Origin of the sequence: Oceaniglobus trochenteri (assembly GCF_020529025.1) — a bacterium.
GTDB lineage: Bacteria > Pseudomonadota > Alphaproteobacteria > Rhodobacterales > Rhodobacteraceae > Oceaniglobus > Oceaniglobus trochenteri.
In genome coordinates this window covers 198,850-225,148 of the sequence record NZ_JACNMM010000004.1, presented here as the reverse complement: position 1 = coordinate 225,148, position 26,299 = coordinate 198,850, and the positions used below count along the sequence as shown (strand labels likewise).

At 64.3% G+C, this 26,299-nt stretch carries 27 protein-coding genes; 12 read left to right on the top strand and 15 right to left on the bottom strand.

The window, feature by feature from the left end:
* Positions 1-16: 16 nt before the first annotated feature.
* Positions 17-958, top strand: coding sequence for a DMT family transporter (locus H7828_RS08475; protein ID WP_226780586.1), 942 nt, complete (start codon positions 17-19; stop codon positions 956-958).
* Here H7828_RS08475 and H7828_RS08470 read toward each other — a convergent pair.
* Both H7828_RS08470 and H7828_RS08465 read right to left on the bottom strand, forming a co-directional pair.
* The gene (locus H7828_RS08470; protein ID WP_226780585.1) at positions 946-1,749 is read right to left on the bottom strand and encodes a metallophosphoesterase family protein; all 804 of its coding nucleotides are present in this window, start codon (positions 1,747-1,749) and stop codon (positions 946-948) included. The genes H7828_RS08475 and H7828_RS08470 overlap by 13 nt on opposite strands.
* Positions 1,746-2,663: a diacylglycerol/lipid kinase family protein gene (locus tag H7828_RS08465; protein ID WP_226780584.1), complete on the bottom strand. Its 918-nt coding sequence runs from the start codon at positions 2,661-2,663 to the stop codon at positions 1,746-1,748. Before H7828_RS08465 ends, H7828_RS08470 begins: the two co-directional genes overlap by 4 nt.
* Positions 2,664-2,796: 133 nt before the next feature.
* Between H7828_RS08465 and eno the strand changes: the two genes are divergently transcribed.
* From eno to H7828_RS08440, 5 genes are all read left to right on the top strand, one after another.
* Entirely contained in the window at positions 2,797-4,071 is a 1,275-nt protein-coding gene (gene eno, locus H7828_RS08460; RefSeq protein ID WP_226780583.1) for a phosphopyruvate hydratase, read from the top strand.
* A 128-nt stretch (positions 4,072-4,199) separates the two neighbouring features.
* Complete coding sequence (locus H7828_RS08455; protein WP_226780582.1) at positions 4,200-4,346, top strand: hypothetical protein; 147 nt, start codon at positions 4,200-4,202, stop codon at positions 4,344-4,346.
* Positions 4,343-4,519 carry a hypothetical protein gene (locus H7828_RS08450; protein WP_226780581.1) on the top strand — a complete coding sequence of 59 codons (177 nt, stop codon included), beginning with the start codon at positions 4,343-4,345 and terminating at the stop codon, positions 4,517-4,519. The genes H7828_RS08455 and H7828_RS08450 overlap by 4 nt, the downstream gene beginning before the upstream one ends.
* A 43-nt stretch (positions 4,520-4,562) precedes the next feature.
* Positions 4,563-5,090, top strand: a complete 528-nt coding sequence (locus tag H7828_RS08445) for a glutathione peroxidase (protein WP_226780580.1) — start codon at positions 4,563-4,565, stop codon at positions 5,088-5,090.
* A gap of 7 nt (positions 5,091-5,097) precedes the next feature.
* Positions 5,098-5,517, top strand: coding sequence for a cupin domain-containing protein (locus H7828_RS08440; RefSeq protein WP_226780777.1), 420 nt, complete (start codon positions 5,098-5,100; stop codon positions 5,515-5,517).
* A gap of 67 nt (positions 5,518-5,584) precedes the next feature.
* Here the strand turns inward: H7828_RS08440 and H7828_RS08435 are convergent, their stop codons facing one another.
* From H7828_RS08435 to H7828_RS08420, 4 genes are read right to left on the bottom strand one after another with little or no spacing between them, the layout of a single operon-like run.
* The gene (locus H7828_RS08435; protein WP_226780579.1) at positions 5,585-6,427 is read right to left on the bottom strand and encodes an ATP-binding protein; all 843 of its coding nucleotides are present in this window, start codon (positions 6,425-6,427) and stop codon (positions 5,585-5,587) included.
* Positions 6,424-7,344, bottom strand: a complete 921-nt coding sequence (gene tatC / locus H7828_RS08430) for a twin-arginine translocase subunit TatC (RefSeq protein ID WP_226780578.1) — start codon at positions 7,342-7,344, stop codon at positions 6,424-6,426. Before tatC ends, H7828_RS08435 begins: the two co-directional genes overlap by 4 nt.
* A complete protein-coding gene (tatB, locus tag H7828_RS08425) occupies positions 7,341-7,808 on the bottom strand; it encodes a Sec-independent protein translocase protein TatB (protein ID WP_226780577.1) in 468 nt (155 codons plus the stop codon). The genes tatC and tatB overlap by 4 nt, the downstream gene beginning before the upstream one ends.
* 23 nt (positions 7,809-7,831) lie before the next feature.
* The gene (locus H7828_RS08420) at positions 7,832-8,122 is read right to left on the bottom strand and encodes a twin-arginine translocase TatA/TatE family subunit (protein ID WP_226780576.1); all 291 of its coding nucleotides are present in this window, start codon (positions 8,120-8,122) and stop codon (positions 7,832-7,834) included.
* Between the two features lie 219 nt (positions 8,123-8,341).
* Between H7828_RS08420 and H7828_RS08415 the strand changes: the two genes are divergently transcribed.
* On the top strand, positions 8,342-8,653 hold the full coding sequence (locus H7828_RS08415; RefSeq protein ID WP_226780575.1) for a hypothetical protein: 312 nt from the start codon (positions 8,342-8,344) through the stop codon (positions 8,651-8,653).
* Between the two features lie 31 nt (positions 8,654-8,684).
* Positions 8,685-9,365 carry a helix-turn-helix transcriptional regulator gene (locus H7828_RS08410; protein ID WP_226780574.1) on the top strand — a complete coding sequence of 227 codons (681 nt, stop codon included), beginning with the start codon at positions 8,685-8,687 and terminating at the stop codon, positions 9,363-9,365.
* A gap of 20 nt (positions 9,366-9,385) precedes the next feature.
* Here H7828_RS08410 and H7828_RS08405 read toward each other — a convergent pair whose 3' ends face one another.
* Positions 9,386-10,546, bottom strand: a complete 1,161-nt coding sequence (locus H7828_RS08405; protein ID WP_226780573.1) for an ABC transporter ATP-binding protein — start codon at positions 10,544-10,546, stop codon at positions 9,386-9,388.
* Between the two features lie 84 nt (positions 10,547-10,630).
* Entirely contained in the window at positions 10,631-11,419 is a 789-nt protein-coding gene (locus tag H7828_RS08400) for an SDR family oxidoreductase (RefSeq protein WP_226780572.1), read from the bottom strand.
* Between the two features lie 276 nt (positions 11,420-11,695).
* Between H7828_RS08400 and H7828_RS08395 the strand changes: the two genes are divergently transcribed.
* The 4 genes from H7828_RS08395 (at position 11,696) to H7828_RS08380 (ending at position 17,229) form a co-directional block, all read left to right on the top strand.
* Positions 11,696-12,703: a Hint domain-containing protein gene (locus H7828_RS08395; RefSeq protein ID WP_226780571.1), complete on the top strand. Its 1,008-nt coding sequence runs from the start codon at positions 11,696-11,698 to the stop codon at positions 12,701-12,703.
* A gap of 144 nt (positions 12,704-12,847) precedes the next feature.
* On the top strand, positions 12,848-14,455 hold the full coding sequence (locus H7828_RS08390; RefSeq protein WP_226780570.1) for a peptide chain release factor 3: 1,608 nt from the start codon (positions 12,848-12,850) through the stop codon (positions 14,453-14,455).
* Between the two features lie 182 nt (positions 14,456-14,637).
* Positions 14,638-16,104 (top strand): DEAD/DEAH box helicase, encoded by a 1,467-nt coding sequence (locus H7828_RS08385; RefSeq protein WP_226780569.1) that lies wholly within the window; start codon positions 14,638-14,640, stop codon positions 16,102-16,104.
* Between the two features lie 96 nt (positions 16,105-16,200).
* A complete protein-coding gene (locus H7828_RS08380; protein ID WP_226780568.1) occupies positions 16,201-17,229 on the top strand; it encodes an acyltransferase family protein in 1,029 nt (342 codons plus the stop codon).
* A 51-nt stretch (positions 17,230-17,280) separates the two neighbouring features.
* Here the strand turns inward: H7828_RS08380 and H7828_RS08375 are convergent, their stop codons facing one another.
* The 7 genes from H7828_RS08375 to nuoL all read right to left on the bottom strand — a co-directional run bounded on the left by H7828_RS08375 (position 17,281) and on the right by nuoL (position 26,094).
* A complete protein-coding gene (locus tag H7828_RS08375) occupies positions 17,281-17,706 on the bottom strand; it encodes an OsmC family protein (RefSeq protein WP_226780567.1) in 426 nt (141 codons plus the stop codon).
* Between the two features lie 72 nt (positions 17,707-17,778).
* Complete coding sequence (locus tag H7828_RS08370; protein ID WP_226780566.1) at positions 17,779-19,446, bottom strand: ribonuclease J; 1,668 nt, start codon at positions 19,444-19,446, stop codon at positions 17,779-17,781.
* Positions 19,443-20,222 (bottom strand): type III pantothenate kinase, encoded by a 780-nt coding sequence (locus H7828_RS08365; protein WP_226780565.1) that lies wholly within the window; start codon positions 20,220-20,222, stop codon positions 19,443-19,445. The genes H7828_RS08370 and H7828_RS08365 overlap by 4 nt, the downstream gene beginning before the upstream one ends.
* 14 nt (positions 20,223-20,236) lie before the next feature.
* Positions 20,237-20,941, bottom strand: a complete 705-nt coding sequence (locus tag H7828_RS08360) for a biotin--[acetyl-CoA-carboxylase] ligase (protein WP_342592290.1) — start codon at positions 20,939-20,941, stop codon at positions 20,237-20,239.
* A gap of 43 nt (positions 20,942-20,984) precedes the next feature.
* Positions 20,985-22,424 (bottom strand): NADH-quinone oxidoreductase subunit NuoN, encoded by a 1,440-nt coding sequence (gene nuoN / locus H7828_RS08355; protein WP_226780563.1) that lies wholly within the window; start codon positions 22,422-22,424, stop codon positions 20,985-20,987.
* Positions 22,425-22,435: 11 nt separating this feature from the next.
* Positions 22,436-23,977, bottom strand: coding sequence for an NADH-quinone oxidoreductase subunit M (locus H7828_RS08350; protein WP_226780562.1), 1,542 nt, complete (start codon positions 23,975-23,977; stop codon positions 22,436-22,438).
* A complete protein-coding gene (gene nuoL / locus H7828_RS08345; protein ID WP_226780561.1) occupies positions 23,977-26,094 on the bottom strand; it encodes an NADH-quinone oxidoreductase subunit L in 2,118 nt (705 codons plus the stop codon). The genes H7828_RS08350 and nuoL overlap by 1 nt, the downstream gene beginning before the upstream one ends.
* Positions 26,095-26,299: the final 205 nt, after the last annotated feature.

Sequence of the window (26,299 nt, the reverse complement as noted above, 5' to 3'; positions counted from 1 at the left end):
GCCTAAGGACGGCGCCATGACCACCCCCCTTGCCCCCGCCACCCCGCCGCCCACCCCCGCCGATCCCGACACGCCGCCCCTGCGCGCCATCGGGCTGATGGTCTTTTCCATGGCCGGTTTCGCCGTGGCGGACATGTTCATCAAGCTGTCGAGCGACCTTCTGCCGACCGGCCAGATCATTTTGATCCTCGGGCTGGGCGGAACGCTGATCTTTGGCGGGCTGTCGTGGCGGCAGGGGCTGGCGCTGTTCGGGCCCGACCTGTTTCATCCGGCGATCCTGGCGCGGATGCTGGCCGAGGTTGTCGGCACGCTTGGCTTTGTCACGGCGCTGACGCTGACCACGCTGTCCATGGCCTCGGCCGTGTCCCAGGCCACGCCGCTTGCTGTGACGCTGGGCGCGGCGCTGCTTTTGAAAGAACCCGTGGGCTGGCGGCGTTGGGCGGCGGTGCTGGTGGGGTTCGGCGGCGTCATCATCATGTTGCGCCCGGATGGATCGGGCGTGAACCTGGGGGCGCTGTCGGCGCTGGTGGGGGTCGTGGGCCTGTCGGCGCGCGATCTTGTCACCCGGCTGGTGCCTGCGCGGGTGCCCAACCTTCTGGTGTCGACCTATGGTTTCCTGTCGCTGGTGCCCACGGGGATTGTCCTGCTTGCCATCTCGGGCGGGGCGCGGATGCCCGAACCGGTGACGCTGGCCATGCTGGGGGGCATGCTTCTCTGTGCCACGGTTGCCTATTTCGCGCTGACCACATCGCTGCGGCTGGGGTCGATGGCGGTGGTGGCGCCCTTCCGCTATTCGCGCCTGATCTTCGCCTTTGGCTTGGGCGCGCTTGTGTTCGGCGACCGCCTGACGCCCTCGATCCTCACCGGCGCGACGCTGATCGCGGGGGCCGGGATCTACACCTTCTACCGCGAGGACAGGGCACGCCGTCGGGCGCGCGGGGCGGCTCAGGTCGGTTGAACCTGCCAGCCGCCGGGGCGCAGTCCGAAGCGGCGCAGGGTGCCTTCGGTGAACCCCGGGGTGTCGGGATCGGCCACCATGCGCTGCACCTCAAGTTCGCCGTGGCGCAGGGTCAGCAGGTTGAAATCGTTCTCTTCGCCGCGCAGCCGGGTCGAAAGGCCCGTGCCCGCCTGAACCTGGATCATCCCGAACCGCCCCGCCCGTTCGGCAAAGGCATCGGCACCCCATGAATGCAGATGGCCCGACAGCACAACGTCGGTGCCACAGCGGGCCAGTTCATCCAGCGCGGTTTCGGCGCCGCGCATGGGTTTCTTGCGCTCGCCCGGAAGATGTTCGAGCGGGTGATGCACCATCACGATGCGCATGCGCCGCTTCACCCCCGCAAAGGCCGAGGCGACGCGGGCAATGTCGCCGCCTGAAAACCAGCCGCTTTGCCAGGCCATGGGATTGACCGTGTTCACCCCCACCACGATCATCCGGTCGTCGGCATAGGTCGGTTCAAGATCGCGGCCGATCCAGCGGCGATAGCGCCGCCAGGGCGCGAAAAGGCGCAGGAAGGGGTTGGTCAGCGGCACGTCATGGTTGCCCGGCACCACCAGCACCGGCGGGTCAAGCGCGTCGATGAAGGCCGCCGCCTCTTCGAACTGGGAATTGCGGGCGCGCTGGGTCAGATCGCCCGAGATGGCCACCAGATCGGGCCGCAGGTCGTTCACCTGTTCGATAAGCGGAGGCAGAAGATCGGGCCGGTCGCGCCCGAAGTGCAGGTCGGAGAGGTGTACGATACGTCTCATCTGATCTCCCGGTCGAAGTCCTTTGGCACCACGACATGCAGTTCATCCGGCACGGCGCGAATCGATAGCGGGTTTTTCAACCGCCGCCTTTCGCCATCCAGGGCCACGCGATGACGCTTGCGGCGGGCGTGGATATCGAAACGATAGGCCGAAACCAGGCGAAAGTCGCGCCCGTCCTCGGCCACGCCGAAGGCCAGCGCAAGCGCCTGGCGCAGCAACCCGAACCGCCCTGTGTCGGGCGAAAGGAACATCAGCAACTTCCCCTCGGCCAGATCCTCCTGCCCTTTCAGGCCCATCTGATCCAGCTGGAAGGCGTTGTTCAGCACGAAAACCAGCGGCGTGCGCATGCTGATCGTCTCGTCGTCGGCCTCGATCCGCAGGTCTAGAGGGCGGCGCAGGGTCAGCAGCGTCTTGAGAACCGACCAATAGGCAGCGATGCGCGAGCGGCCCCAGCGGCGGTAGATGCCTTCGCGGTTGGCCAAAATCTCGGGGTAGCGGCCGATACTGGTGTTGTTCAGGAAAAGCCGGTTATTGATGCGCCCGGTGCGCACCGCGCGGGCATCGCCCTTCAGCAGAACCTCGACCGCGCCTTCGATATCATCGGGAATCGACAGCGAGCGGGCGAAATAGTTGAAGGTACCAAGGGGCAGAACACCCATGGCGACGCCCGAACCGGCCATGCCTTCGGCAACGCCGCAGATCGTACCATCGCCGCCAGCGGCCACCACCAGATCGGCGCCGCCCGACAGGGCATCCTCCACCAACTGCCCGATGGGCCGGTCGCGGCGCACCTGCGACACCTCGACATCGGCCCCCTGCGCCGACAGCATCCGGCGCAGATCATCGGCATCGCAGACCGGCTCTTTCTTGCCGCTGCCCGGGTTCAGGACAACGTGGATCTTTTTCAGTGGCATCTCGGTCTCATCCCCCTGGCTACCCGGGTAAACGCCGCCCCCGGACAAAGGTTGCATCGCCGTGGCATTTGCCTTCGCGTCAGGCACTGCTATACCGCGCTGGAAACAACAGTCAGCCCCGGAGCCCATTTTCATGAGTACCATCATCGACATCATCGGCCGCGAAATCCTGGACAGCCGGGGCAACCCGACGGTCGAAGTCGACGTGATCCTGGAAGACGGCACCATGGGCCGCGCCGCCGTTCCCTCGGGTGCCAGCACCGGCGCCCACGAGGCGGTGGAAAAGCGCGACGGCGACAAGGCCCGCTACATGGGCAAGGGCGTGCTGGAGGCCGTGGCGGCCGTGAACGGCGAACTGGCCGAGGGGCTGGTGGGTTTCGACGCCACCGAACAGGAAGCCATCGACGCCACGATGATCGAAATGGACGGCACCGACAACAAGGGCCGCCTGGGCGCCAACGCCATCCTGGGTGTGTCGCTGGCCGCGGCCAAGGCTGCTGCCGATTACAGCGCCCAGCCCCTGTTCCGCTATGTCGGCGGCACCGCCGCGCGCACCCTGCCGGTGCCGATGATGAACATCATCAACGGCGGCGAACATGCCGACAACCCCATCGACATCCAGGAATTCATGATCATGCCGGTGGCCGCGGACAACATCCGCGAAGCCGTGCGCATGGGGTCCGAGGTGTTCCACACGCTGAAAAAGGAACTGACGGCGGCGGGCCTGTCCACCGGCATCGGTGACGAAGGCGGCTTTGCCCCCAACATTTCCAGCACCCGTGACGCGCTGGATTTCATTCTGAAGTCGATTGAAAAGGCGGGCTACACGCCTGGCGACGACATCATGCTGGCCATGGATTGCGCCGCGACCGAATATTACAAGAACGGCAAATACGAGATGAAGGGCGAGAACGCCTCGCTGTCCTCGGAAGAGAACGTCGCCTACCTGGCCAAGCTGGTGGCCGACTATCCGATCCTGTCCATCGAGGACGGCATGTCCGAGGATGACTGGGACGGCTGGAAGATGCTGACCGACGAACTGGGCGGCAAGGTTCAGCTTGTGGGCGACGACCTGTTCGTCACCAACCCGGTGCGTCTGGCCGATGGCATCAAGCGGGGCTGTGCCAACTCGATGCTGGTGAAGGTGAACCAGATCGGCACCCTTTCGGAAACCCTGCGCGCCGTCGAGATGGCCCACCGCGCGCGTTACACCAACGTGATGTCCCACCGCTCGGGCGAAACCGAGGATGCGACGATTGCCGATCTCGCCGTTGCAACGAACTGCGGTCAGATCAAGACCGGCTCGCTTGCCCGCTCGGACCGGCTGGCCAAGTATAACCAGTTGATCCGTATAGAGGAAATGCTGGGCGAAACCGCCGTCTACGCGGGCAAATCCATCCTGCGCTGACACCCGGTATCACGAAGTGTTTCAAGGGGCGGTTCCGGCGGGGCCGCCCCTTGTCGTTCATGGCGGGCGTTCACAGATACGCCTACCGGCGGCAAGATGTCGTGGGACCGATAGAGAGGTACAATTCGATGAAAAAGACTGGTCTGATCCTTCTCGTGGGCCTTTTCGGCCTGTCCGCCTGCAACACGGCTGTCGGCGTCGGCAAGGACGTGTATGGTGGCACCAAGTATATCGCCAAGAAGGCCATCGGCAGCGACGAGGACAAGGACGTATGACATTCCCGACCACAGCACGCCTTGCGATGATCACGCTTGTCCTTGCGGGGCTTGCGGGCTGTGCCGTGGTCAAGGTGCCGGTCAAGGCGGCCGGCACCGTTGTGGGCCATACCATCCTGGCGGTGACGCAATCGGCGCACCGCCCCGCCACCCTGCCCCTTGACGGCAGGTGATCGCGCGCTCTTTCGTGGTGTGCAAACCCCGTGGGAGCCGACGATGAAACCGATCCTTGCCCTGTCGCTGATGCTGCTGGCCACCCCGGCAATGGCCGCATCCCCATCGCGCGACGCCCCCTTCACCAACATCGACGGCGGCACCCTGTCGCTGGCCGATTATCGCGGGCAGCCGGTGCTGGTGGTCAACACGGCGTCGCGCTGCGCCTATACCCGGCAGTACGATGGTTTGCAGGCGCTTTGGGACAGGTACCGCGCCGCGGGGCTGGTGGTTCTGGCGGTGCCCTCGGACGATTTCGCGCAGGAACTGGGTTCGGCGGCCGAGGTAAAGGAATTCTGCGCCGTCAACTTCGACCTCACACTGCCGATGACCGACATTACACCGGTGCGCGGCGATGCGGCCCATCCCTTCTATGCCTGGGTGGCCGAGACCGAAGGCTTCAGCCCCGCCTGGAACTTCAACAAGATCCTGATTGCCCGCGACGGCAAGGTGGTGGCGACCTTCGGGTCGGGAGCCGATCCGCTGGGCCGGGCCATCGTTACAGCGGTCGAAGCCGAGCTGGAGCAATGAAGTGCGCCTGAGCTCCGACGAGATCATCGAAAGGCTGAACCTGGCCCCCCACCCCGAAGGCGGCTGGTATCGCCAGACCTGGGAGGGCAGCGAAACGCCGCGCCCCTCGGGCACCTGCATCTATTTCCTGCTCAAGGCTGGCGAGACCAGCCATTGGCACCGGGTGGACGCGACCGAGATCTGGCACTTTCACGCCGGCGCGCCCCTGACCCTGAGCATGGCCGCCGACAAGACCGGACCGGCAGAGGACCATGTGCTGGGCCCGGACCTGGCCGCCGGGGCGCTGCCGCAGCTTATCGTTCCGGCGGGGCATTGGCAGGCGGCACGGTCGCAGGGGGATTGGACCTTGGTCGGCTGCACCGTGTCCCCCGGTTTCACCTTCGAGGGTTTCGAACTGGCGCCCCCGGGCTTCGACATTCCGCGGTAACGCGGGTTTGCGGGCCGGGGAATGAGTATTTTCAGCAAGAAAGAGAGGGGGCGCGGCGCAGCAGCGCTCAGGCGATGCCAACCCCCTTGCGCCCCGCGAGGTCGGTGAAATACTGCCAGGCCACCCGGCCCGAACGCCCGCCGCGCGTGGCCTGCCATTCGATCGCTTCGGCACGCAGGGTGTCGGCGTCGATCGTGACGCCGTGGGCAGCGCAATAGCCTTCGATCATCGCGAGGTATTCGTCCTGCGTGCAGGGGTGGAAGCCCAGCCACAGCCCGAAACGATCCGACAGCGAGACCTTTTCCTCGACCGCCTCGGAGGGGGAAATCGCGCTGGAGCGTTCGTTCTCGATCATGTCGCGAGGCATCAGGTGGCGGCGGTTCGAGGTGGCATAGAAGACCACGTTGTCGGGCCGCCCTTCGATGCCGCCGTCCAACACCGCCTTGAGCGATTTGTAATGCTGGTCGTCGTGGGAAAACGACAGGTCGTCGCAGAACAGCACGAAGCGATGGGCCGAGGCGCGCAGCAGGTTCAGCAGGCGCGCGATCGATGGGAGATCCTCGCGCTGGACCTCGACGATCTTGAGCGGATGGCCCCGCGCGATCACTTCGGCGTGGATCGCCTTGACCAGGCTGGATTTTCCCATCCCCCGCGCGCCCCAGAGCAGGGCGTTGTTGGCCGGCAGGCCCCGCGCAAACTGCATCGTGTTCTCAAGCAGGGTATCGCGCGACCGGTCGACCCCGATCAGCAGGGACAGATCGACCCGGTTCACCCGCGCCACGGGCACCAGGCGGTCAGGCGAAACATGCCAGACGAAGGCATCGGCCCCGTCGAAATCCGGCGCCTGAAGGGGCGGCGGCGACATGCGCTCCAGGGCGGCGGCGATACGTTCCATCGGATCGGTGGTCATGCTTTCGGCTCGTCCTCGTGGTGTTCCTCGTCCCAAAGCTCCTCGTCGTCGTCCAGGATGCCTTCGGCACGCAGCTGTTCGGTGCGTTTCTTCTCGACCCGTTTCACCAGCTGGATCGAGATTTCGTAAAGGCCATAGACCACCACGAAGAGGATCAGCTGTGTCACCACGTCGGGGGGCGTGACCAGCGCGGCCAGCAGCAGAATGCCCACCACGGCGTATTTGCGCACATCACCCAGCCCCTTGGCCGACACCAGCCCCGCCTTGCCCATCAGCGTCAGCAGAACCGGAAGCTGAAAGCAGAGCCCGAAGGCGATGATGAATTTCAGCGTGATATCGAGGGATTCGTTGACCTTGCCGAAGAAGGTGATGCGCACGCCATCGCTGGTGGTGGGCACGACGGCGGTATCCGCCGGGAGGGCGCCCGTGGCGGATTTCAGCAGCCCCGCGAAGATCGAGGTGATGTCGGCGAACCCGAGGAAGAACTGCATCGCCAACGGCGTGACGACGAACTGTGCAAAGGACGCGCCCAGCAGGAACATCAGCGGCGAGGCGATGAGGAAGGGCAGGAAGGCGTTCTTTTCGGTGCGGTACAGCCCCGGCGCCACGAAGCGCCAAAGCTGGTGGCCGATCACCGGAAAGGCCAGCGCGAAGCCGAAGACCATCGAGATGCGGAACAGCGTAAAGAGGTATTCCTGCGGCGAGGTGTACTGCAGCGTCGGCGAGGGATCGCCCAGCTCGCGCAGGGTGGCCTCAATCGGGTAAAGCAGGAATTGCAGGATCGGCTCGGCCACGACGAAGGCCAGCACGATGCCGATGATGAAGGCAATCACCGCGCGGATCAGCCGCGTGCGCAGCTCGGCCAGGTGTTCGATCAGGGGGGCGCCGGTGTCTTCCAGCTCGTCACGGTCGGTCATGACTTGTTCTCGGGGTCGGTGTCCGGTGCGGGCATCGGGGTTTCCGGTGCCGTTTCGGCAGCGGCCGCGCGGGCGGCGGCGGTTTCGCGCAGTGCCGCGCTTTCGGCGGCGCGCTTTTCGGCCAGTTTCGCGGTTTCGCTTTCGGCCTTGGCGACATCGCCTGTCTTCGGCCCCTTGGTGCCGGCGCCCGGTTGCCATTTCTCGAACCGGTCGGCGGCGCTGTTCAGCTTGTCGAGCCCGAGGCTCTTGTTCGAGGTCACGTTGCGCAGGTCCTTCGCCACGTCCTTGACGCCCGATTCATTGGCGGCATCGTCCATGGCGCGCTGAAACTCCCGCGCCATACCCTTCATCTTGGCGGTGAACCGCCCCAGGGTGCGGAACATCCCGGGCAGGTCCTTGGGGCCCACCACGATCAGCGCAACGACGCCGATCACAAGAAGTTCTGTCCAGCCGATATCGAACATGGCGTGTGCCTCTCAGGCTCGGTTCAAACCTTGTCCTTGTCCGCGGTCGTGTCGCCGTCCACCCGGGTCGCCTGACCCGAAAGGGGCGCATCGCCCTGGGCGGGGGGCGCGACGCGGCGATCCTCGGCCTTGTCGGCCTTTTCCGCATCGGCGACGTCGTCCAGTTCCTTGGTGCCATCGCTGACGCCGCGCTTGAAGGCGGTGATGCCCTTGCCGACCTCGCCCATCAGCGACGAAATCTTGCCCCGTCCGAAGAGGACCAGAACGACGACGGCGATCAGAAGCAGGCCGGGCAGGCCGATATTGTTCAACATGGGGTCTCTCCCTTAGCGCGCCCGGGACCGGGCGGAAATCACCGGTCATATGTAGGCCAGCAGCCGGTCGAGTGAAAGCGCGAACCGGCCATTTCGCACGGCGCGGACAGGCAAAACGGGATGTTTTGCGACAGCCGATTGTCAACTGACAGGTTTGTGTCAGTTGAGGGGTGATAGCGAGGGGGAGCGAAAGCGAATCACTCAACGAAAGGAAGCTTCATGACCACCCCCACCGCGATCGAGATCGTCACCTACCGCCTGAAGCCGGGGGTCGACCCCGCGCAGCACCTGCAACATGCCATGGGCACCCGTGACGGCGTGGCGGCGCGGGCCGGGTTCCGCCGTCGCCAGCTTAGCTGTGACGATACTGGCCTTTGGACCGACCACATCGAATGGGCCAGCCTGGCCGATGCCCGGGCCGCCGCGCAATCGCTGGGCGACATCCCCGGTTTCGCGGCCTTCGGTGCCGACATCGACGACGCGTCGGTGGACATGCGCCACGCGACGCTGCACATGGGCGCCGAGGCTTGACCATGGCCCCGGACGGGCCGACTGTGACGCCATGCGCCGCACCGACCGCCTGTTCGAACTGATCCAGATCCTGCGCGACGGGCGACTGCATCGCGCGCAGGGCATGGCCGACCGTCTGGAAGTGTCGGTGCGCACCGTTTACCGCGACATGGAAACACTGATGGCCTCGGGCGTGCCGGTGCAGGGCGAGCGCGGGCTTGGTTATCAGATGACGGCGCCCATCACCCTGCCCCCCCTGAACCTGACCCTGACCGAGCTTGAGGCCTTCCACCTGGGCATGGCCGTGGTGGGCGAGGCGGCGGACCCGGAACTGCAAAAGGCCGCCGCCAGCCTTTCGGCCAAGATCGACGCGGTGCTGCCCGAAGACCGCAGCGCACCGCCCCGAGGCTGGGGATTTGCCGTCTATCCCTTTGCCGATGCCGCCCATGGCTTTGCCCATATGCCGCGGATCCGCGCTGCGATCCGGGCGCGCCAAAAGCTGTCGGTGACATACACCGATCTTGCGGGCAACGAAACGCAACGTTCCCTTCGCCCGCTTCAGATGGAATACTGGGGGCGCGTCTGGACCGTCACCTGCTGGTGCGAATTGCGAAATGATTTCAGGGTGTTGCGGGTGGACAGGATTACCACTCTCAAGGTCTTGCCCGAACTCTTCGTCGAGGAGCAGGGCAAGACCCTGATCGACTATCTCAATCGGCCCAAGCCGGGCTGATCCTGGCGGTTTTTCCCGTTCTACGTCGGTTCGCCGCCATCCCGCGCACCGTCTGAGCGCGCGGATTTCGGGCCATCTGCCGGAACAGCCGCAACGCCCTGGCGGTGCGGAAACACAAAGCAGCGGTCGCGTCGGATCATCAGCCACAGGGGTGTGCCGACCTTGGGCAGGAACACCGATGGCACGGTGGCAGTCATGGTCGAGCCGTCGAAATCCAGACGGAATTCGACCAGGCTTTCCTTGCCGATGAAGCGCGCCCGCTCTACCACCGCGCGGGCCGGTGTGCCGTCGGACGGCGTGGGCAGCGGGCCGCGCCCGGCACGGTCGAAATCCATGCGCACATGCTGCGGGCGGATGACGATATCGACATCAGTATCGTCCGGCACCCCCGGCGCCAGGAACTGGCCAAAGGCGGTTTCGGTCAGCGCGCCGCGCACCTTGCCCCGGATCACGTTGATATCGCTGAAAAACGCGGCAGCCTCCTGGTCGGCGGGGGCATTGTAGATGTTGTAGGGCGCGCCGCGCTGCACCACCCTGCCCCGGCGCATCAGCGCGATCTCGTCGGCCATGCGCATGGCTTCCTCGGGTTCGTGGGTCACCAGCAGAACCGCCGTGCCTTCCTCTTTCAGGATCGACAGGGTTTCGTCGCGGATGCCATCGCGCAACCGGTTGTCCAGCCCCGAAAAGGGTTCGTCCATCAGCATGATCTTGGGGCGCGGGGCCAGGGCGCGCGCCAGGGCGACGCGCTGTTGCTCACCCCCCGAAAGCTCGTGCGGGAAAACGTCGATATAGCGCCCCAGAGCGACCCGTTCGAGAAGTTCCTCGACGCGCCGCCGCTTGTCGGCCCGCCCACCGCGCAGGCCGAAGGCCACATTGTCGGCGACCGAAAGATGGGGAAACAGCGCGAAATCCTGGAACATCAGCCCGATCGACCGGCCCTCGGGCGGGACGCGGGTGATGGTGTCGCACATCAGCTTGCCATCGACCCAGATCTTGCCGGAATCCTGCTCGTCCACCCCGGCGATGATCCGCAGGGTCGTGGATTTGCCACAGCCCGAGGGGCCAAGAAGGCAGGTCACCTGCCCCGGCATCACGTCTAGCGTGACATCGTCCACCACCACCCGGCCGCCGAAGCGGCGGGTGATGTTCTCGATACGCAGGCGGGGGGCGGTCTGTTTCACCGGGGCCTCATGTCATACCCGAGCGATCTTGTCGGGCTTGCCCGCAGGTAACAGCGCGCAACGGCGCGATCAACCCCGCCACGCCTACATGGTCGAGGTGACGGCGCCGCCATCCAGCAGGATGTTCTGCCCCACCATGTAGCCGGCATGGACGCTGCACATGAAGGCGCAGGTCTGGCCGAATTCCTCGGCCGTGCCATAGCGGCGCGCGGGGATGCCCGCGGCGCGCTGGGTCTTGGCCTCGTCCGGGGTCACGCCCTGGGCCTTCGCGGCGCCCTGGTCCAGCGAGACGGCACGGTCGGTGGCGTGGATGCCCGGCAGCAGGTTGTTGATCGTCACGCCATGGGGTGCCACCTGCCGCGAGGTGCCCGCGACATAGCCGGTCAGACCGGTACGGGCCGAGTTTGAAAGCCCCAGCACCGGGTTGGGCGCCTTCACCGACATCGAGGTGATGTTCACCACCCGGCCCCAGCCCTTGTCCATCATGCCCGGCAGATGCGCCTTCATCAGCGCGATGGGGGTCAGCATGTTGGCGTCCAGCGCCTTGATGAAATCGTCGCGTTCCCAATCGGTCCACATGCCCGGGGGCGGGCCGCCCGCATTGGTCACAAGGATGTCGGCACCACCCTGGGCGCGAATGGCCTGCATGATCTCGTCACGCTGCGCCTCTTCGGTGATGTCGCCCGCCACGGTGGTGACCTCGACCCCGAAATCGGCGCGGATCGCCTTGGCGGCCTCTTCCAGGGCATCCCCGCCCCGGGCGTTCATCACCAGGTGCACGCCAGCCTCGGCCAGGGCGCGGGCACATCCAAGCCCCAGCCCCTTGGAGGATGCCGTCACGATCGCCCGCTTGCCCGAAATTCCCAGATCCATCACGTTTCTCCCACGTTTAAGCTTTGACCTTCGATCTAGCATCGCGGGATGCCGGGTGAAAGGCCACGATTCGCCCGCCGATGTGGCCAAAGCGGCCAAGGCGGCGAAACCGTTCAACATTCCGCGACAATCGGGCAGGAAAGGCACCCGGTTTCCCGGCTTCGGTTGACCCGGGGCAAAGGGGTTCTTAACTTGGCAAATGCTATGGCGGTGGGGTGTCGTCGGGCGTTGAAGAGAAGCCTCGCGGCAGCCGCGTTCAAACATGGTGGGCTGCACATGCAGGAAACAGGTCAGATCAGGGCGGAACCGGCGCACAGCGTGACGGTCTTTCGCAGCGGTGCCTTTCGCGCCATCGACGGGGCAAACCTGGGCGATGCCATGGGCCATGCCGGCGATCTGAACCTGGGCGATGTCTACATGCTGACGCCGCGCGCGCCCCGCCACCGTCTGGCGCTGCGTGTGACAGCGACACCGGGGCGCATGGAAATCGCGCCCGATACCGAATGCGGCGCTGTGGGCGCGCCCCTGCATCTCGACAGCCTTGCCACCTTCATGACGCCCGATGGCACCACGCTTGAGGCGCTGATCCTGGTCGAACTGAACGCCGACCGCGCGACCATCGCGGAAATCTACCTGTTCCCCCTGGCGCGGCTGAAACAGAAGCTGGGCTATTCCCTCGTCGCCGTCGACCGCGACGCGGCCTTGGCGCGCTTTGCCCAGACGGCCTGTGTGTCGTTCACCCGGGGCACCCATATCACCCTGGCCTCGGGCCGGCAGGTGCCCATCGAAGACCTGAACGAGGGCGACAATGTCCTTACCCGCGATCACGGGGCGCAGAAGGTGCGCTGGATCGGCCACCAGACGCTGCGCGCCACGGGGGCGATGGCGCCCATCCGCATTGCCGCCGGAACGCTGAACAACGACAACGACCTGATCGTCAGCCCCAATCACCGCCTGTTCATCTACCAGCGTCAGGACAGGGTGAAGGCCGGCCAGGCCGAGGTTCTGGTGAAGGCCAAGTATCTGGTCAACGACGATACCGTCACCCGCACCGATGGCGGTTTCGTGGATTACTTCCAGATCCTCTTCGATCGGCACGAAATCATCTATGCCGAGGGGATCGCCGCCGAAAGCCTGATGGTGGACACCCGCGTGCGCCCTGCCCTCCCGCCCGAACTGCAAGACACCCTGGCCGGGGGTGCCGCCGCGCTTGGGGTCGAACTGCTGCGCCCGCAGCGCGGGTCGCTCGACATCGCATTGCTGCGCACCGCCTCGGGCCGCTAGCGGGCCACCGGCCACGGGCGCCAGCGGGCCCCGGGCCTTGCCGCACGGCAAGGTTGGGGGGCTTGTCGGGGCGCGCCCCGCGCGCCGCCGTTGTTTCAAACGCCGCCGATTGCGCAGCCCTGCCTGCGGCGCTATATGCGCTTCATGTTGGATCGCACCTCGAATTCGCCCGCCCTGCCGCCGGAAATTGCCCGGCGCCGGACCTTTGCCATCATCAGCCACCCTGATGCGGGCAAGACCACCCTGACCGAGAAGTTCCTTCTCTATGGTGGCGCCATCCAGATGGCCGGCCAGGTGCGCGCCAAGGGCGAGGCGCGGCGCACCCGCTCGGACTTCATGCAGATGGAGAAGGACCGCGGCATTTCGGTTTCCGCCTCGGCCATGTCCTTCGATTTCGGCACCTTCCGCTTCAACCTGGTCGACACGCCGGGCCACTCGGATTTTTCCGAGGATACCTATCGCACCCTGACGGCGGTGGATGCCGCGGTGATGGTCATCGACGGCGCCAAGGGCGTGGAAAGCCAGACCCAGAAGCTGTTCGAGGTCTGCCGCCTGCGCGACCTGCCGATCCTGACATTCTGCAACAAGATGGACCGCGAAAGCCGCGACACCTTTGAAATCATCGACGAGATCCAGGAAAACCTGGCGATCGACGTCACCCCCGCCTCCTGGCCCATCGGGCTGGGGCGCGATTTCCTCGGCTGTTACGACATGCTTCATGACCGGTTGGAGCTGATGGACCGGGCCGACCGCAACAGGGTGGCCACCTCGATCTCGATCAAGGGGCTGGACGATCCCAAGCTGGCCGAACATGTGCCCGCCGACCTTCTGGAAAAGCTGCGCGAAGAGGTTGAAATGGCGCGCGAGCTTCTGCCGCCCTTCGATCAGCAGGCCCTGCTGGACGGCACCCTCACGCCGATCTGGTTCGGCAGCGCGATCAACAGTTTCGGCGTGAAAGAGCTGATGGACGGGATCGGAGAGTTCGGCCCCCAGCCCCAGCCCCAACGCGCCAGCCCGCGCCAGATTGCGCCCGACGAACCGAAAGTGACGGGTTTCGTCTTCAAGGTGCAGGCCAACATGGACCCGAAGCACCGCGACAGGGTGGCCTTCGTGCGGCTTGCCTCGGGGCATTTCCATCGCGGCATGAAACTGACCCATGTACGCAGCAAGAAACCCATGGCCATCACCAACCCGGTTCTGTTCCTCGCCTCGGACCGTGAACTGGCCGAAGAGGCATGGGCCGGCGACATCATCGGCATTCCGAACCACGGGCAGTTGCGCATCGGCGACACGCTGACCGAAGGCGAGGCCTTGCGCGCCGTCGGCATCCCGTCGTTCGCCCCCGAGCTTCTTCAGAACTGCCGGGCCGGCGATCCGATGAAATCCAAGCACCTGGACAAGGCCCTCTCGCAATTCGCTGAAGAAGGCGCCGCGAAGGTGTTCCGCCCGATGCTGGGCTCGGGGTTCATCGTGGGCGTTGTCGGGCAGTTGCAGTTCGAGGTTCTGGCCAGCCGGATCGAGCTGGAATACGGTCTGCCGGTGCGTTTCGAACCGTCGCAGTTCACCAGCGCGCGCTGGGTTTCGGGCCCCCGCGCCGCCGTCGACAAGTTCGTAAACGTCAACAAAAGCCATATCGGCCACGACACCGACGGCGACATCGTGTTCCTGACCCGCCTGCAGTGGGATATCGACCGGATCGGCCGCGACCACCCCGAGGTCAAGCTGACCGCCACCAAGGAGATGATGGTGTAACCCGCCAGGAGCGGCCCGAATGGGCCGCCCAAACCCCTCTTGCGCCTTGTAACGTTGACCGCAGGCCGCATTTGCAGTAGCCAAGGCCCCACGCGCGTGCCCCTTGGGCAAATTCGGCCGTCCGGGCCGCCGCATCAATGACGCACGGGCCATGGGAACGGTCCGTTAACCTTCGGAACCGAATGACAAAATTCTCTGACCTGAAACTTGACTCCAAGATCCTGAAAGCCATCGACGAGGCGGGCTATGATTCCCCCACGCCGATCCAGGAGGGGGCCATCCCCGCCGCATTGCAGGGGCGCGACGTTCTGGGCATCGCCCAGACCGGCACCGGCAAGACCGCGGGCTTCACCCTGCCGATGATCCATGCGCTGGCCCGCGGGCGCGCCAAGGCGCGCATGCCGCGCAGCCTGGTGTTGTGCCCTACGCGCGAACTGGCCGCGCAGGTGGCCGAAAACTTCGACACCTATTCGAAATACGTCAAGCTCACCAAGGCGCTGCTGATTGGCGGCGTTTCGTTCAAGGAACAGGACGTGCTGATCGACAAGGGCGTCGATGTCCTGATCGCCACGCCCGGTCGTCTTCTCGATCACCAGGAACGCGGCAAGCTGATCCTCAACGACGTGAAGATCATGGTGGTGGACGAAGCCGACCGCATGCTCGACATGGGGTTCATCCCCGATATCGAGCGCATCTTCGGCCTTGTCCCCTTCACCCGCCAGACGCTGTTCTTCTCGGCCACCATGGCGCCCGAGATCGAACGGATCACCAACACCTTCCTGTCCAACCCCGTGAAGGTGGAAGTGGCGCGCCAGGCGACGGCTTCGGAAACCATCGAACAGGGCGTCGTGATGTTCCGCGCCAGCCGCAAGGACCGGCAGGCCGGCGAAAAGCGTGCCGTGCTGCGCGCCCTGATCGACGGCGAAGGCGACAAATGCACCAACGCCATCATCTTCTGCAACCGCAAGACGGATGTGGATATCGTGGCCAAGTCGCTGAACAAATACGGTTATGATGCCGCCCCCATCCATGGCGACCTTGACCAGTCGCAGCGCACCCGCACCCTTGACGGGTTCCGCAATGGCAACCTGCGCTTCCTTGTCGCCTCGGATGTCGCGGCGCGCGGGCTTGATGTTCCGGCGGTCAGTCATGTGTTCAACTTCGACGTGCCCAGCCACGCCGAGGACTATGTCCACCGGATCGGGCGCACCGGGCGGGCCGGACGGGACGGCAAGGCGATGATGATCTGCGTGCCGTCGGACGAAAAGAACCTCGAAGATATCGAACGTCTGATCGAACGGGAAGTGCCGCGCCTCGACAACCCCCTGAGCCAGACGGCGGCACCTGAACCCGCCGCTGCCGAGGATAACAGCGAAAAGCCCGCCAAGCGTACGCGCAGCCGGTCGCGCAAGGCCCCTGCCCCCAAGGCCGAGGAACCTGTCGTCGCCGCCCCGGCCCCGGCACCCGAGCCCAAACCCGAGCCCGAGGCAAAGCAGCCCGAGGCACCGAAGGACGAACCGCGCAGCCGTGGACGTGGCGGGCGCAATCGCGGCAACGATCGTCAGGACAACAACGCGCAGGTCGTCGGCATGGGCGACCACCTGCCCAGCTTCATCGCCATGAGCTTTGAGGAACGGCGCGCCGGGTGATCCTCTCGACCCCTGATCGCCTGTGGCATCGGCCAGAGTTTCAACCTACCGCCATCGCGCGGCAGGTTTTTTGCATCGCGCCCCGGGGCTGAACCGGTGACGCCCCCGATGCAGATGCGCACGCCGCGGATCGACAGTATCCAGTTCCTGCGCGGGCTAGCCGCCACCATGGTCGCGGCCTTCCACCTATGGGCCGCCGCCGATGCCGCGGGATATGCGCCCGGGGTTTTCGAACTGTTCAAACATGGCGAGGCCGGCGTCGACATCTTTTTCGTCATCAGCGGCTTCATCATCTATTACAGCGTGCAGGGCCGCAGAAAGCTGACCGCGCTCAGGTTTCTGCGGGCGCGGTTCTGGCGGATCGTTCCGCCATATTGGGTGATCCTGACGCTCTATGTCCTGGCCGCCATTGCCCTGGGGCTGGTGCAGCAGGGGCAGGTTGTCTTGCCCTCGTCCTTCCGGCTGGTGGTGTCTTACCTGATCTGGCCCTATCCCGATCACGTCATCACCATTGCCTGGACGCTGTCGATCGAACTGCTGTTCTACTGGCTGTTCGCGCTGACCTATTTCAGGTTCGGTTCGCGCGCCTTCTTCGCGGCGATGGTGGCCTGGGTGATGGCCACGCAGGTCTTTCTGCATGCCGTCCCGGACAAGCCGGTCTGGCTTCTTCTGCCGCTGCATTCCGCAGTGATGGAGTTTCTTTTCGGCGCCATCATCGCCGTCGTCTTCCTGCGCGGGCAGACCCGGTTCCACCTGCCCGTACTGCTGGCCGGAAGCGCGCTGATGCTGGCCTACCTGACCGAGCATCTTGCCCTCCCGCTGTCCCGCGAATTCCTGCCGGGGATACCGGCGGCGATGATCGTTTATGGTGTGCTTGGGTTCAGATCCCGCCTGCCCGAGGGGGTGATCCTCTGGGGGGAATCGTCGTATGTCCTCTACCTTGGACATATCCTGGCCTATTCCGTGCTGGGCAGCCTTGTGCGCATCGCGACGGGCTTTGACGTCTACAGCAGCCCCTGGGCCATGGCGGGGATGCTTGCCTTTGCCGTCGCCGTTTCGGCGCTGGCCACAAAATACGCCGAATACCCCTATCAGCGCTGGTACAGAAAGCGCCTGCGCCGCTGACCATGCGAAAAGGGCCGCCACCATCGGTGACGGCCCCTGCTGTTGAAAGCTTCAGGTCAACTTGGCATCCATGGTGATCTCGGCGTTCAGAACCTTGGACACGGGGCACCCTTCCTTGGCGGCGTTGGCGGCCTCCATGAACTTCGCCTCGTCCGCGCCGGGGATCTTTGCCGTGACATCAAGGTGGATCTTGGTGATCGCAAAACCGCCATCCACCTCTTCCAGTGAAACCGTGGCCTTGGTGGCGATCTCATCGGCGGTCAGGTCATGCTGGCCCAGGATCATGCTCAGCGCCATGGAATAGCACGAGGCATGGGCCGCACCGATCAGCTCTTCGGGGTTGGTGCCCTTGCCACCCTCGAACCGGGTGTTGAAGCCATAGGGCTGATCGCTCAGAACGCCGGTCTGGGTCGAGACGTGGCCCTTGCCATCCTTCAAGCCACCTGACCATTTGGCGGAACCGCTTTTCTTGATCATCTCATCGTCCTCTCGGTTATTACGACAGGACAACGTGCGCGGGCCATGATGGTTGCATGGCCCGCGAAATAGTCAGCTGAGCCGCGAGACAACCACCGTGACCTCGGGCTTGCGCCCGATTTCGTCGTTCGCCGCATTGCGGGTGGCACGGCGCAGCGCCTCGTCCAGCTTCGCGTCGTCAACCAGAACCTTGTCGGCCATCCGCCCCAGCACCTGTGACAGCTCCGCCTCAAGAACATCCACCAGCGGTGCGCCCGAGCGTCCGGTTTCCGGCAGGCCCATGATCTCGACCCAGGGGTCGCCAAGGGGATCGTCGTTCTCGTCCATGATGAGCGTGACGATGGCATGACCGTTCAGCGCCATGCGAATGCGGTCACGCACCACCCCGTCAAGCGCGCCGATCTGCACCGAACCGTCAAGATAGGTGCGCCCGGTTTCCACGTATTCGACGACCTTGGGTTCGTTCCCCGACAGCGACACGCAGGTGCCGTTGGGCGCCAGGACCGAAACGCGCCCCTGCTGGGCGGTCAGCTTGCAGTGTTCGCGCAGGTGGCGGTGCTCGCCGTGCATCGGCACCACGATCTGCGGCTTCACGAGGTTCTGCATTTCCAACAGGTCGGGCCGGTTGGCATGGCCGGACACATGGTACATGCCGTCGTTGTCGTCCACCACGTCAACGCCCATTTCGGAATAGGCGTTGATGATGCGATAGACCCCGCGTTCATTGCCCGGAATGATCTTCGAGGACATGAGGAAGGTATCGCCCTCTTGCATGGACATGCCCAGGTATTTGCCCCGCGCCAGTTGCGCACTGGCGGCGCGGCGTTCGCCCTGCGATCCGGTCACGATCAGCATCAGGTTCTCGCGCGGGACCTCGCGGGCATCCTCGACCGGGATGGTCGAGGGGAAGTCCGACAACACGCCGGCATTGACCGAAGCGTCGATCATCCGCCGCATGGCCCGCCCCAGAAGGCAGACCGAGCGCCCGGCCTTTTCACCGGCAACGGCCAGCGTGCGCACCCGTGCGACGTTCGACGCAAAGGTTGTCGCCACCACCATGCCCGGTTGTTCCGAGATCAGCTTGGTGATGTTGTCGCCCAGCGATGCCTCGGACCGGCCGGCATGGCCAGAAAAGACGTTGGTGGAATCGCAGACCAGCGCGCGAACGCCGTCCTTGGCGACATCGGCCCAAAGCTCGGGGTCATAGGGCTCTCCCACCAGGGGGGTCTTGTCGAGCTTGAAGTCGCCGGTGTGAACGACCCGGCCTTCCGGGCTGTCGATGACCAGGGCGCTGCTTTCGGGGATGGAATGCGAGATCGGCAGGAAACCCACCGTGAAGGGCCCCGCCTGCACCGTTTCGGGCCAGGCCGACACGATCTTCACCTCATCGGGGTTCTGGCCCTGCTCCTCCATCTTGCGCTTGGCGTGAATGGCGGTGAAGGCCCGGCAATAGACCGGCACCTGCAGCTTGGACCACAGAAGGCCCACGGCGCCGATATGGTCCTCGTGGGCATGGGTGATAAATATGGCATCCAGCCTGTCGCGCCGCTCGGCGATCCAAGCGATGTCGGCGAAGATCAGATCGACACCGGGGCTGCCGTCCATGTCGGGGAAGGTCACTCCCAGATCGACGATGATGTAACGTTCCTTGCCAGCCGGGCCGTAGCCGTAGACATAGCAGTTCATGCCGATTTCCCCGGCGCCGCCGAGGGGCAGGTAAATCAATTGTTCAGTGCTCATGCGCTCTTGTTTTCCTTGTTATAGCGATGGATCACGGTCAGGCCGTGTATGGTCAGGTTGTCGGCGAAATCGTCGAACAACGCTTCGGATTGCTGGAACAGCGGCGCCAGCCCGCCGGTTGATATGATTTTCATCTCGCGGCCGCGTTCGGCCCGGATCCGCGCGCAGATTTCGCGCACCAATCCGATATAGCCCCAGAACACGCCCGATTGCATGCAGGCCACGGTGTTGGTTCCCACCACGGACTGCGGTTTCGAAATATCGACATGGGGCAGCGCGGCCGCCGCGTTGTGCAGCGCCTCAAGGCTCAGGTTCACGCCCGGTGCGATCACCCCGCCCACATAGGCCCCATCCTCGGCCACGACATCGAATGTCGTCGCGGTGCCGAAATCGACGACGATCAGATCGCCGCCGTAAAGATCGTGCCCCGCCACCGTGTTCACCAACCGGTCGGGGCCGACCGCCGTACCCTGATCCACGCGCACGTCGATGGGCAGCAGGCACTCGGGCTTGCCCACCACCAGCGGACGGCAGTTGAAATAGCGGTCGGACAGGACGCGCAGGTTGAACACCACGCGCGGCACGGTCGAACTGACGATGACCTCGCTGATCTGCACGTCCAGCTTGTGCAGGCTGATCAGGGTCGACAGCCAGACATAGTATTGATCGGCGGTGCGCTGCCATTCGGTGCTGGTGCGCCAGGTGGCCACGAAACGGGTGCCGTCCCAGATCGAGAAGACAGTGTTGGTATTGCCGCAATCGATGGCCAGAAGCATGGGCAATGCGCCTTTCAGAAATACACGTCGGCGGCGGGCACGACCTTGCGTCCCGCTGGTGTCTCCAGGATCAACTGGCCCGCCTCGTCGATGGTTTCAAAGCGGCCGGTCAGTTCCTCGGTGGTGGTGCGGGCTGTGATCACCTCGCCCAGGCGCGCGGCGTGACGCAACCATTTTTCGCGGATCGGAGCAAAGCCCAACTGTTCAAGGATCGATTCCTCTGTCGCATAGAACCCGGCGAGTTGATCGAGGAACGCCTCGGGCGCGACAGCTGCGCCGCCCTGTTCGGCAAGGCTTACCGGCGGGAAGGCGGCATCCCGCACCAGCGGTGCCACCGCCAGGTTCACCCCGATCCCGATGGACAGCCATTGCACTTGCCCGCCCTGCCCCGCGCTTTCCAGAAGGATGCCGCCCACCTTGCCGTTGTCCAGCAACACGTCGTTGGGCCACTTGTTCGAAAGACGCGACCGGTCGACATGCATGGCCAGCGTTTCAAACAGGGCATTGGCCGCCAGGAACGACCGAAGCGCCGCCCAGCCCGGCACGCCGCCCGGGCGCATCACCAGGGTGGCCGCGAAATTGCCCCGCGGCATGTCCCAGGCGCGGCCCCGGCGCCCGCGTGCGGCGCTTTGGCGGTGCGCCATGATCCAGGTGGGATGGCCGAGGTCGGGCGCGATGCGCGCCGCCTCGGCGTTGGTGCTGTCCACGTCGTCCAGCACGATCCGGCCGTATCCCTCCGGCCAGTTCGCCGGCGAAGGCGCCTCAGTTGACAAGGGTTGCCGCCGCTGCGGCTGCCGCACCTTCGATACCGAAGAGGTTGATCACCCCAAGAACCATCGCCGCGGCCGACACCATCAGGAATCCCCAGAGCACGGGCGAGCCGCCCTGATCCAATCCATCCTCTTCCTTGCCGAAGTACATCAGAAAGACGATCCGCAGATAGTAATAGGCACCGATGGCCGAGGCGACAGCGGACAGCACCACAAGCCAGATCAGGTTGGCATCGACACCGGCCTGCCAGACGTTCAGCTTGGCGAAAAAGCCCAGCATCGGCGGAACACCCGCAAGGCTGAACATCAGCACCAGAACGGCGAGGGCCTTCAGCGGATCACGCTTGGCATATTGGCTGAGGGCGGAAATCTCGGTCACCGGCTGGCCGTCCTTCTCCATGGACAGGATGAAGGCGAAGGTGCCGACGTTCATGGTGACATAGATCGCCATGTAGACCAGCATCGCCTGCACGCCGAAGGCCGTGCCCGAGGCCAGGCCGATCAGCGCATAGCCCATGTGCGAGATCGAGGAATAGGCCATCAGCCGCTTGATGTTCGTCTGACCGATGGCCGCAATGGCCCCCAGGAACATCGACAGCACCGACAAAAGCGCGACGATCTGCTGCCAATCGCCCACGACACCGCCAAAGGCATCGTGCATCACCCGGGCAAACAGGCCAATGGCGGCCACCTTGGGGGCGGTCGCGAAGAAGGCCGTGACCGGCGTGGGCGAGCCTTCATAGACGTCCGGCGTCCACATGTGGAAGGGGGCGGCCGAAACCTTGAAGGCCAGACCCGAGGCGATGAAGACAAGCCCGAACAGCAGCCCCAGCGGCGCCTGTTCGGTGCCGACGGCGGTGATGATCCCGGCGAAATGCGTGGTTCCGGCAAAGCCATAGGTCAGCGAGCAACCATAGAGCAGCAATCCGGAAGACAGCGCGCCAAGAACGAAGTACTTGAGGCCGGCCTCGGTGGACTTCGCACTGTCACGACGCAGCGAGGCGACGACATAAAGCGCCAGCGACTGAAGCTCCAACCCCATGTAGAGGGTGATCAGGTCGGCAGCGCTGACCATGACCATCATGCCGATGGCCGAAAGGGCCACCAGCACCGGATACTCGAACCGCAGAAGGTTGCGCCGCGCCATGTAGCCTTCGCTCATCAAGAGGACGGCGGCCGCTGAGAAGAGGATCATCACCTTGGCGAAACGGGCAAAGCCATCGTTGATGAAACTGCCGTTGAAGGCCAGCGTCGTCCCCTCGCCGCCCGTCGCGATGACCAGCGCCAGGATGACCATGAGGGCGCCGGTGAGCCAGAGGATGGGCCTCGCCAGCGCGTCCTTGCCGAAATAGACACCACCCAGCAGCGCCAGCATGGCATAGATCGCAAGCACCGTTTCGGGCAAAACCTGAAGGATATCGTTCGAAGTCATCTCATTTGATCCTAATGCTGCGCGATCTGGCTGGCGGCGCCATGTTCGACCACTGCCGTGTCATAGCTGCCCAGCAACGCCTCGACCGAGGGGCCGGTGATGTCGGTGACAAGGCTGGGATAGACGCCCAGCAGGATGGTCATGATGACCAGCGGGGCAAAGATCGCCCTTTCGCGGGTTGTCATGTCGGTGATGGATTTCAGCGACTCCTTGATCAGGTCGCCCATCACCACCCGGCGATAAAGCCATAGCGCATAGGCCGCCGAGAGGATCACGCCGGTCGTGGCGATGGTGGCCACCCAGGTGTTGGCCTGGAACATGCCCATCAGCGTCAGGAATTCGCCTACGAAACCGCTGGTCCCCGGCAGGCCGACGTTGGCCATGGTGAACAGCAGGAAGATCATCGCATAGGCCGGCATCCGGTTCACAAGGCCGCCATAGGCGTCAATCTCGCGGGTGTGCATCCGGTCGTAGATCACGCCGACGCAGAGGAAGAGGGCGCCCGAGATGAAGCCGTGGCTGATCATCTGGAAGATCGCACCATCAAGCCCCTGCTGATTGGCGCTGAAGATACCGGCGGTGACATATCCCATATGCGCGACCGAGGAATAGGCGATCAGCTTTTTCATGTCAGACTGCGCCAGGGCCACCAGCGAGGTATAGACGATGGCAATGGCCGAGAGCCACAGCACCAGCGGCGCCAGCAGGTCGGAAGCGACCGGGAACATCGGCAGGCTGAACCGCAGGAAGCCATAGCCCCCCATCTTCAGCAGGATCGCGGCCAGCACGACCGAACCGGCGGTCGGCGCCTGAACGTGGGCATCGGGCAGCCAGGTATGCACCGGCCACATGGGCATCTTCACCGCGAAAGAGGCGAAGAAGGCCAGCCACATCAGGGTCTGCATCCCGCCGACAATGTGGATGCCCAGCACCGTGAAATCCTCGGACCCGAAGTTGTGGGCCAGCAGGGTCGGGATATCGGTGGTGCCTGCGTCGATATACATCGCGACCATCGCCACCAGCATCAGCACCGAACCGAAGAACGTGTAGAGGAAGAACTTGAAGCTGGCGTAGATGCGGTTTGCCCCGCCCCAGATGCCGATGATCAGGAACATCGGGATCAGCCCGGCCTCGAAGAAGAGGTAGAACAGGATCATGTCCAGCGCGCAGAAGACGCCAAGCATCAGCGTTTCCAGCAGCAGGAAGGCGATCATGTATTCCTTGACCCGGAACTTCACGTCCCAGCAGGCCAGGATGGTGATCGGCATCAGGAAGGTGGTGAGCATCACGAACAGCACCGAGATGCCATCAACGCCCATCTTGTATTTCAGGCCCAGCAGCCATGCACGCTCTTCCACGAACTGGAAACCGGTATCGGCGGAATCGAACCCGGTGAGGATGAACAGCGAAAGGACGAACGAGGCCGTGGTGGCAATCAGCGCCAGATACTTGGCGTTCTTCTGCGCCGCTTCGTCGTCGCCGCGCAGGAAGAGGGCAAGGATCACCGCACCGAGGGCCGGCAGGAAGGTAACGATGGAAAGAAGGTTGTCCATTATTCGGCCCCTCCGCCGAGCGTCATCCAGGTGATGAGCAATGCAATGCCCAGCACCATGGCGAAGGCGTAGTGGAACAGATAGCCCGATTGGGCACGGCCCGCGAGCCGGGTGAAGAACGGGATGATCCCCATGGCAAGGCCGTTCAGCCCGCCGTCGATCACGCTGCCGTCGCCGCGTTTCCAGAGGAAGGCGCCAAGACGCTTGGCGGGGCGCACGAAGATGGCATCGTAGATCTCGTCGAAATACCACTTGTTCAGAAGGAAGCGGTAGAGCTGCGGCTGGGTTTCGGCAAGACGGACAGGCAGGCTGGGGTTCTTGATGTAGAACAGCCAGGCCGTGACCAGGCCGATCAGCATGGCGATGAAGGGCGAGACCTTGACCCAGACGGGCGAATGGTGCGCCTCGTCCATCACATGGTTGTCGGGGGCCATGTAGATGGCGCCCTGCCCCGGTTCGGCCACGGCGTGGCCTGCGCCCTCGGCGTGCTCTTCGGTTGCTGACGCGCCCTCATCGCCGTGGCTTTCGGTGGCGGCATGGGCCGCGCCGGGCAGCAGGGTGGCGCTTGCGTGGGCTTCGTCCTTGGTGATGCCGAAGAAGGCATTCACCTTGTCATGGTCGCCGAAGAACGAACCATACCACAGCATCCCCGAGAAGATCGCGCCAAGCGCCAGCACGCCAAGGGGCACCAGCATAGTCATCGGGCTTTCATGGGCATGATCGTGGGTGTGCTTGTCGCCCCGCGGCTTGCCGAAGAAGGTCAGGAACATCAGGCGCCAGCTGTAGAAACTGGTGAACATCGCGGCGATGACCAGCATCCAGAAGGCATAGGTCCCCGGCCCTGAAAGCGCGCCCCAGGCGGATTCGATGACCGCATCCTTGGACAGGAACCCGGCAAAACCGATATGGGTCAGCGGGATACCGACGCCGGTGATGGCGAGCGTGCCGATCATCATGGCCCAGAAGGTATAGGGCAGCTTCTTGCGCAGCCCGCCATAGTTCCGCATGTCCTGTTCGTGGTGCATCCCGTGGATCACCGAACCCGCCCCGAGGAACAACATCGCCTTGAAGAAGGCATGGGTGAACAGGTGGAACATGGCCACGGAATAGACGCCGACGCCGGCGGCCACGAACATGTAGCCAAGCTGCGAACAGGTGGAATAAGCGATCACGCGCTTGATGTCGTTCTGCACGAGGCCCACGGTGGCCGCGAAGAACGCGGTGGTGGCCCCCAGGATCACGATGAAGGTGGTGGCATGGGGCGCGAATTCCATCAGCGGCGACATGCGGCAGACAAGGAAGACGCCCGCCGTCACCATGGTGGCGGCGTGGATCAGCGCCGACACCGGCGTCGGGCCCTCCATGGCGTCGGGCAGCCAGGTGTGCAGGATCAGCTGCGCCGATTTGCCCATGGCGCCGATGAACAGCAGGAGGCAGATCACCTCGACGGCGGTCCACTCGGCCCAGAGGAAGTGCAGCTTGGTTTCCGCAAGCTCGGGCGCAGCGGCGAAGACATCCGAGAAGTTGATGGAATCCACCAGGAAGAAGATGGCGAAGATGCCCAGGGCAAAGCCGAAATCCCCGACGCGGTTGACCACGAACGCCTTGATCGCGGCCGCGTTGGCCGAAGGCTTGCGATAGTAGAAACCGATCAGAAGGTAGGAGGCCACGCCAACGCCTTCCCAGCCAAAGAACATCTGGACCAGGTTGTCGGCAGTCACCAGCATCAGCATGGCGAAGGTGAAGAACGACAGGTAGGCGAAGAACCGGGGGCGATAGCTTTCGCCTTCGCGGAAGTTCTCGTCGTGGGCCATGTAGCCGAAGGAATAGAGGTGAACCAGCGAGGAGACCGTGGTGACGACGATCAGCATGATCGCGGTCAGACGGTCAAGGCGGATCGCCCACTCGGTCGCCAGCGAGCCGGACTCGATCCAGCGCATGATCGGGATCTGCTGTGTCACCCCGTCGAACGAGAAGAACACGATCCAGGACAGGAAGGCGGCCAGGAACAACAGGCCCGTGGCCGTCCATTGTGCCGGCTTCTCACCGATGAATTTCCAGCCAAAGCCGCAGATCAGCGCGCCCATCAGCGGGGCAAAGAGAATGATGGTTTCCATTTTAAGCCACCTGCAACGCTGTTGTCTTAGTCAAAGTCATCTCCTGAACCGCCGATCCGATGCCACTTTGTCGCCTAGCATATCCGAATAATACACGGCGCACCCGCAGATCTCTGTCTCTTCGCTTTCCCGCTTTGTTCGTAAACCCGCTTGTTTCGCAAGAACCTCAAGCGAAGCGATAGATTGCTTTTCCAGAGCATTCACC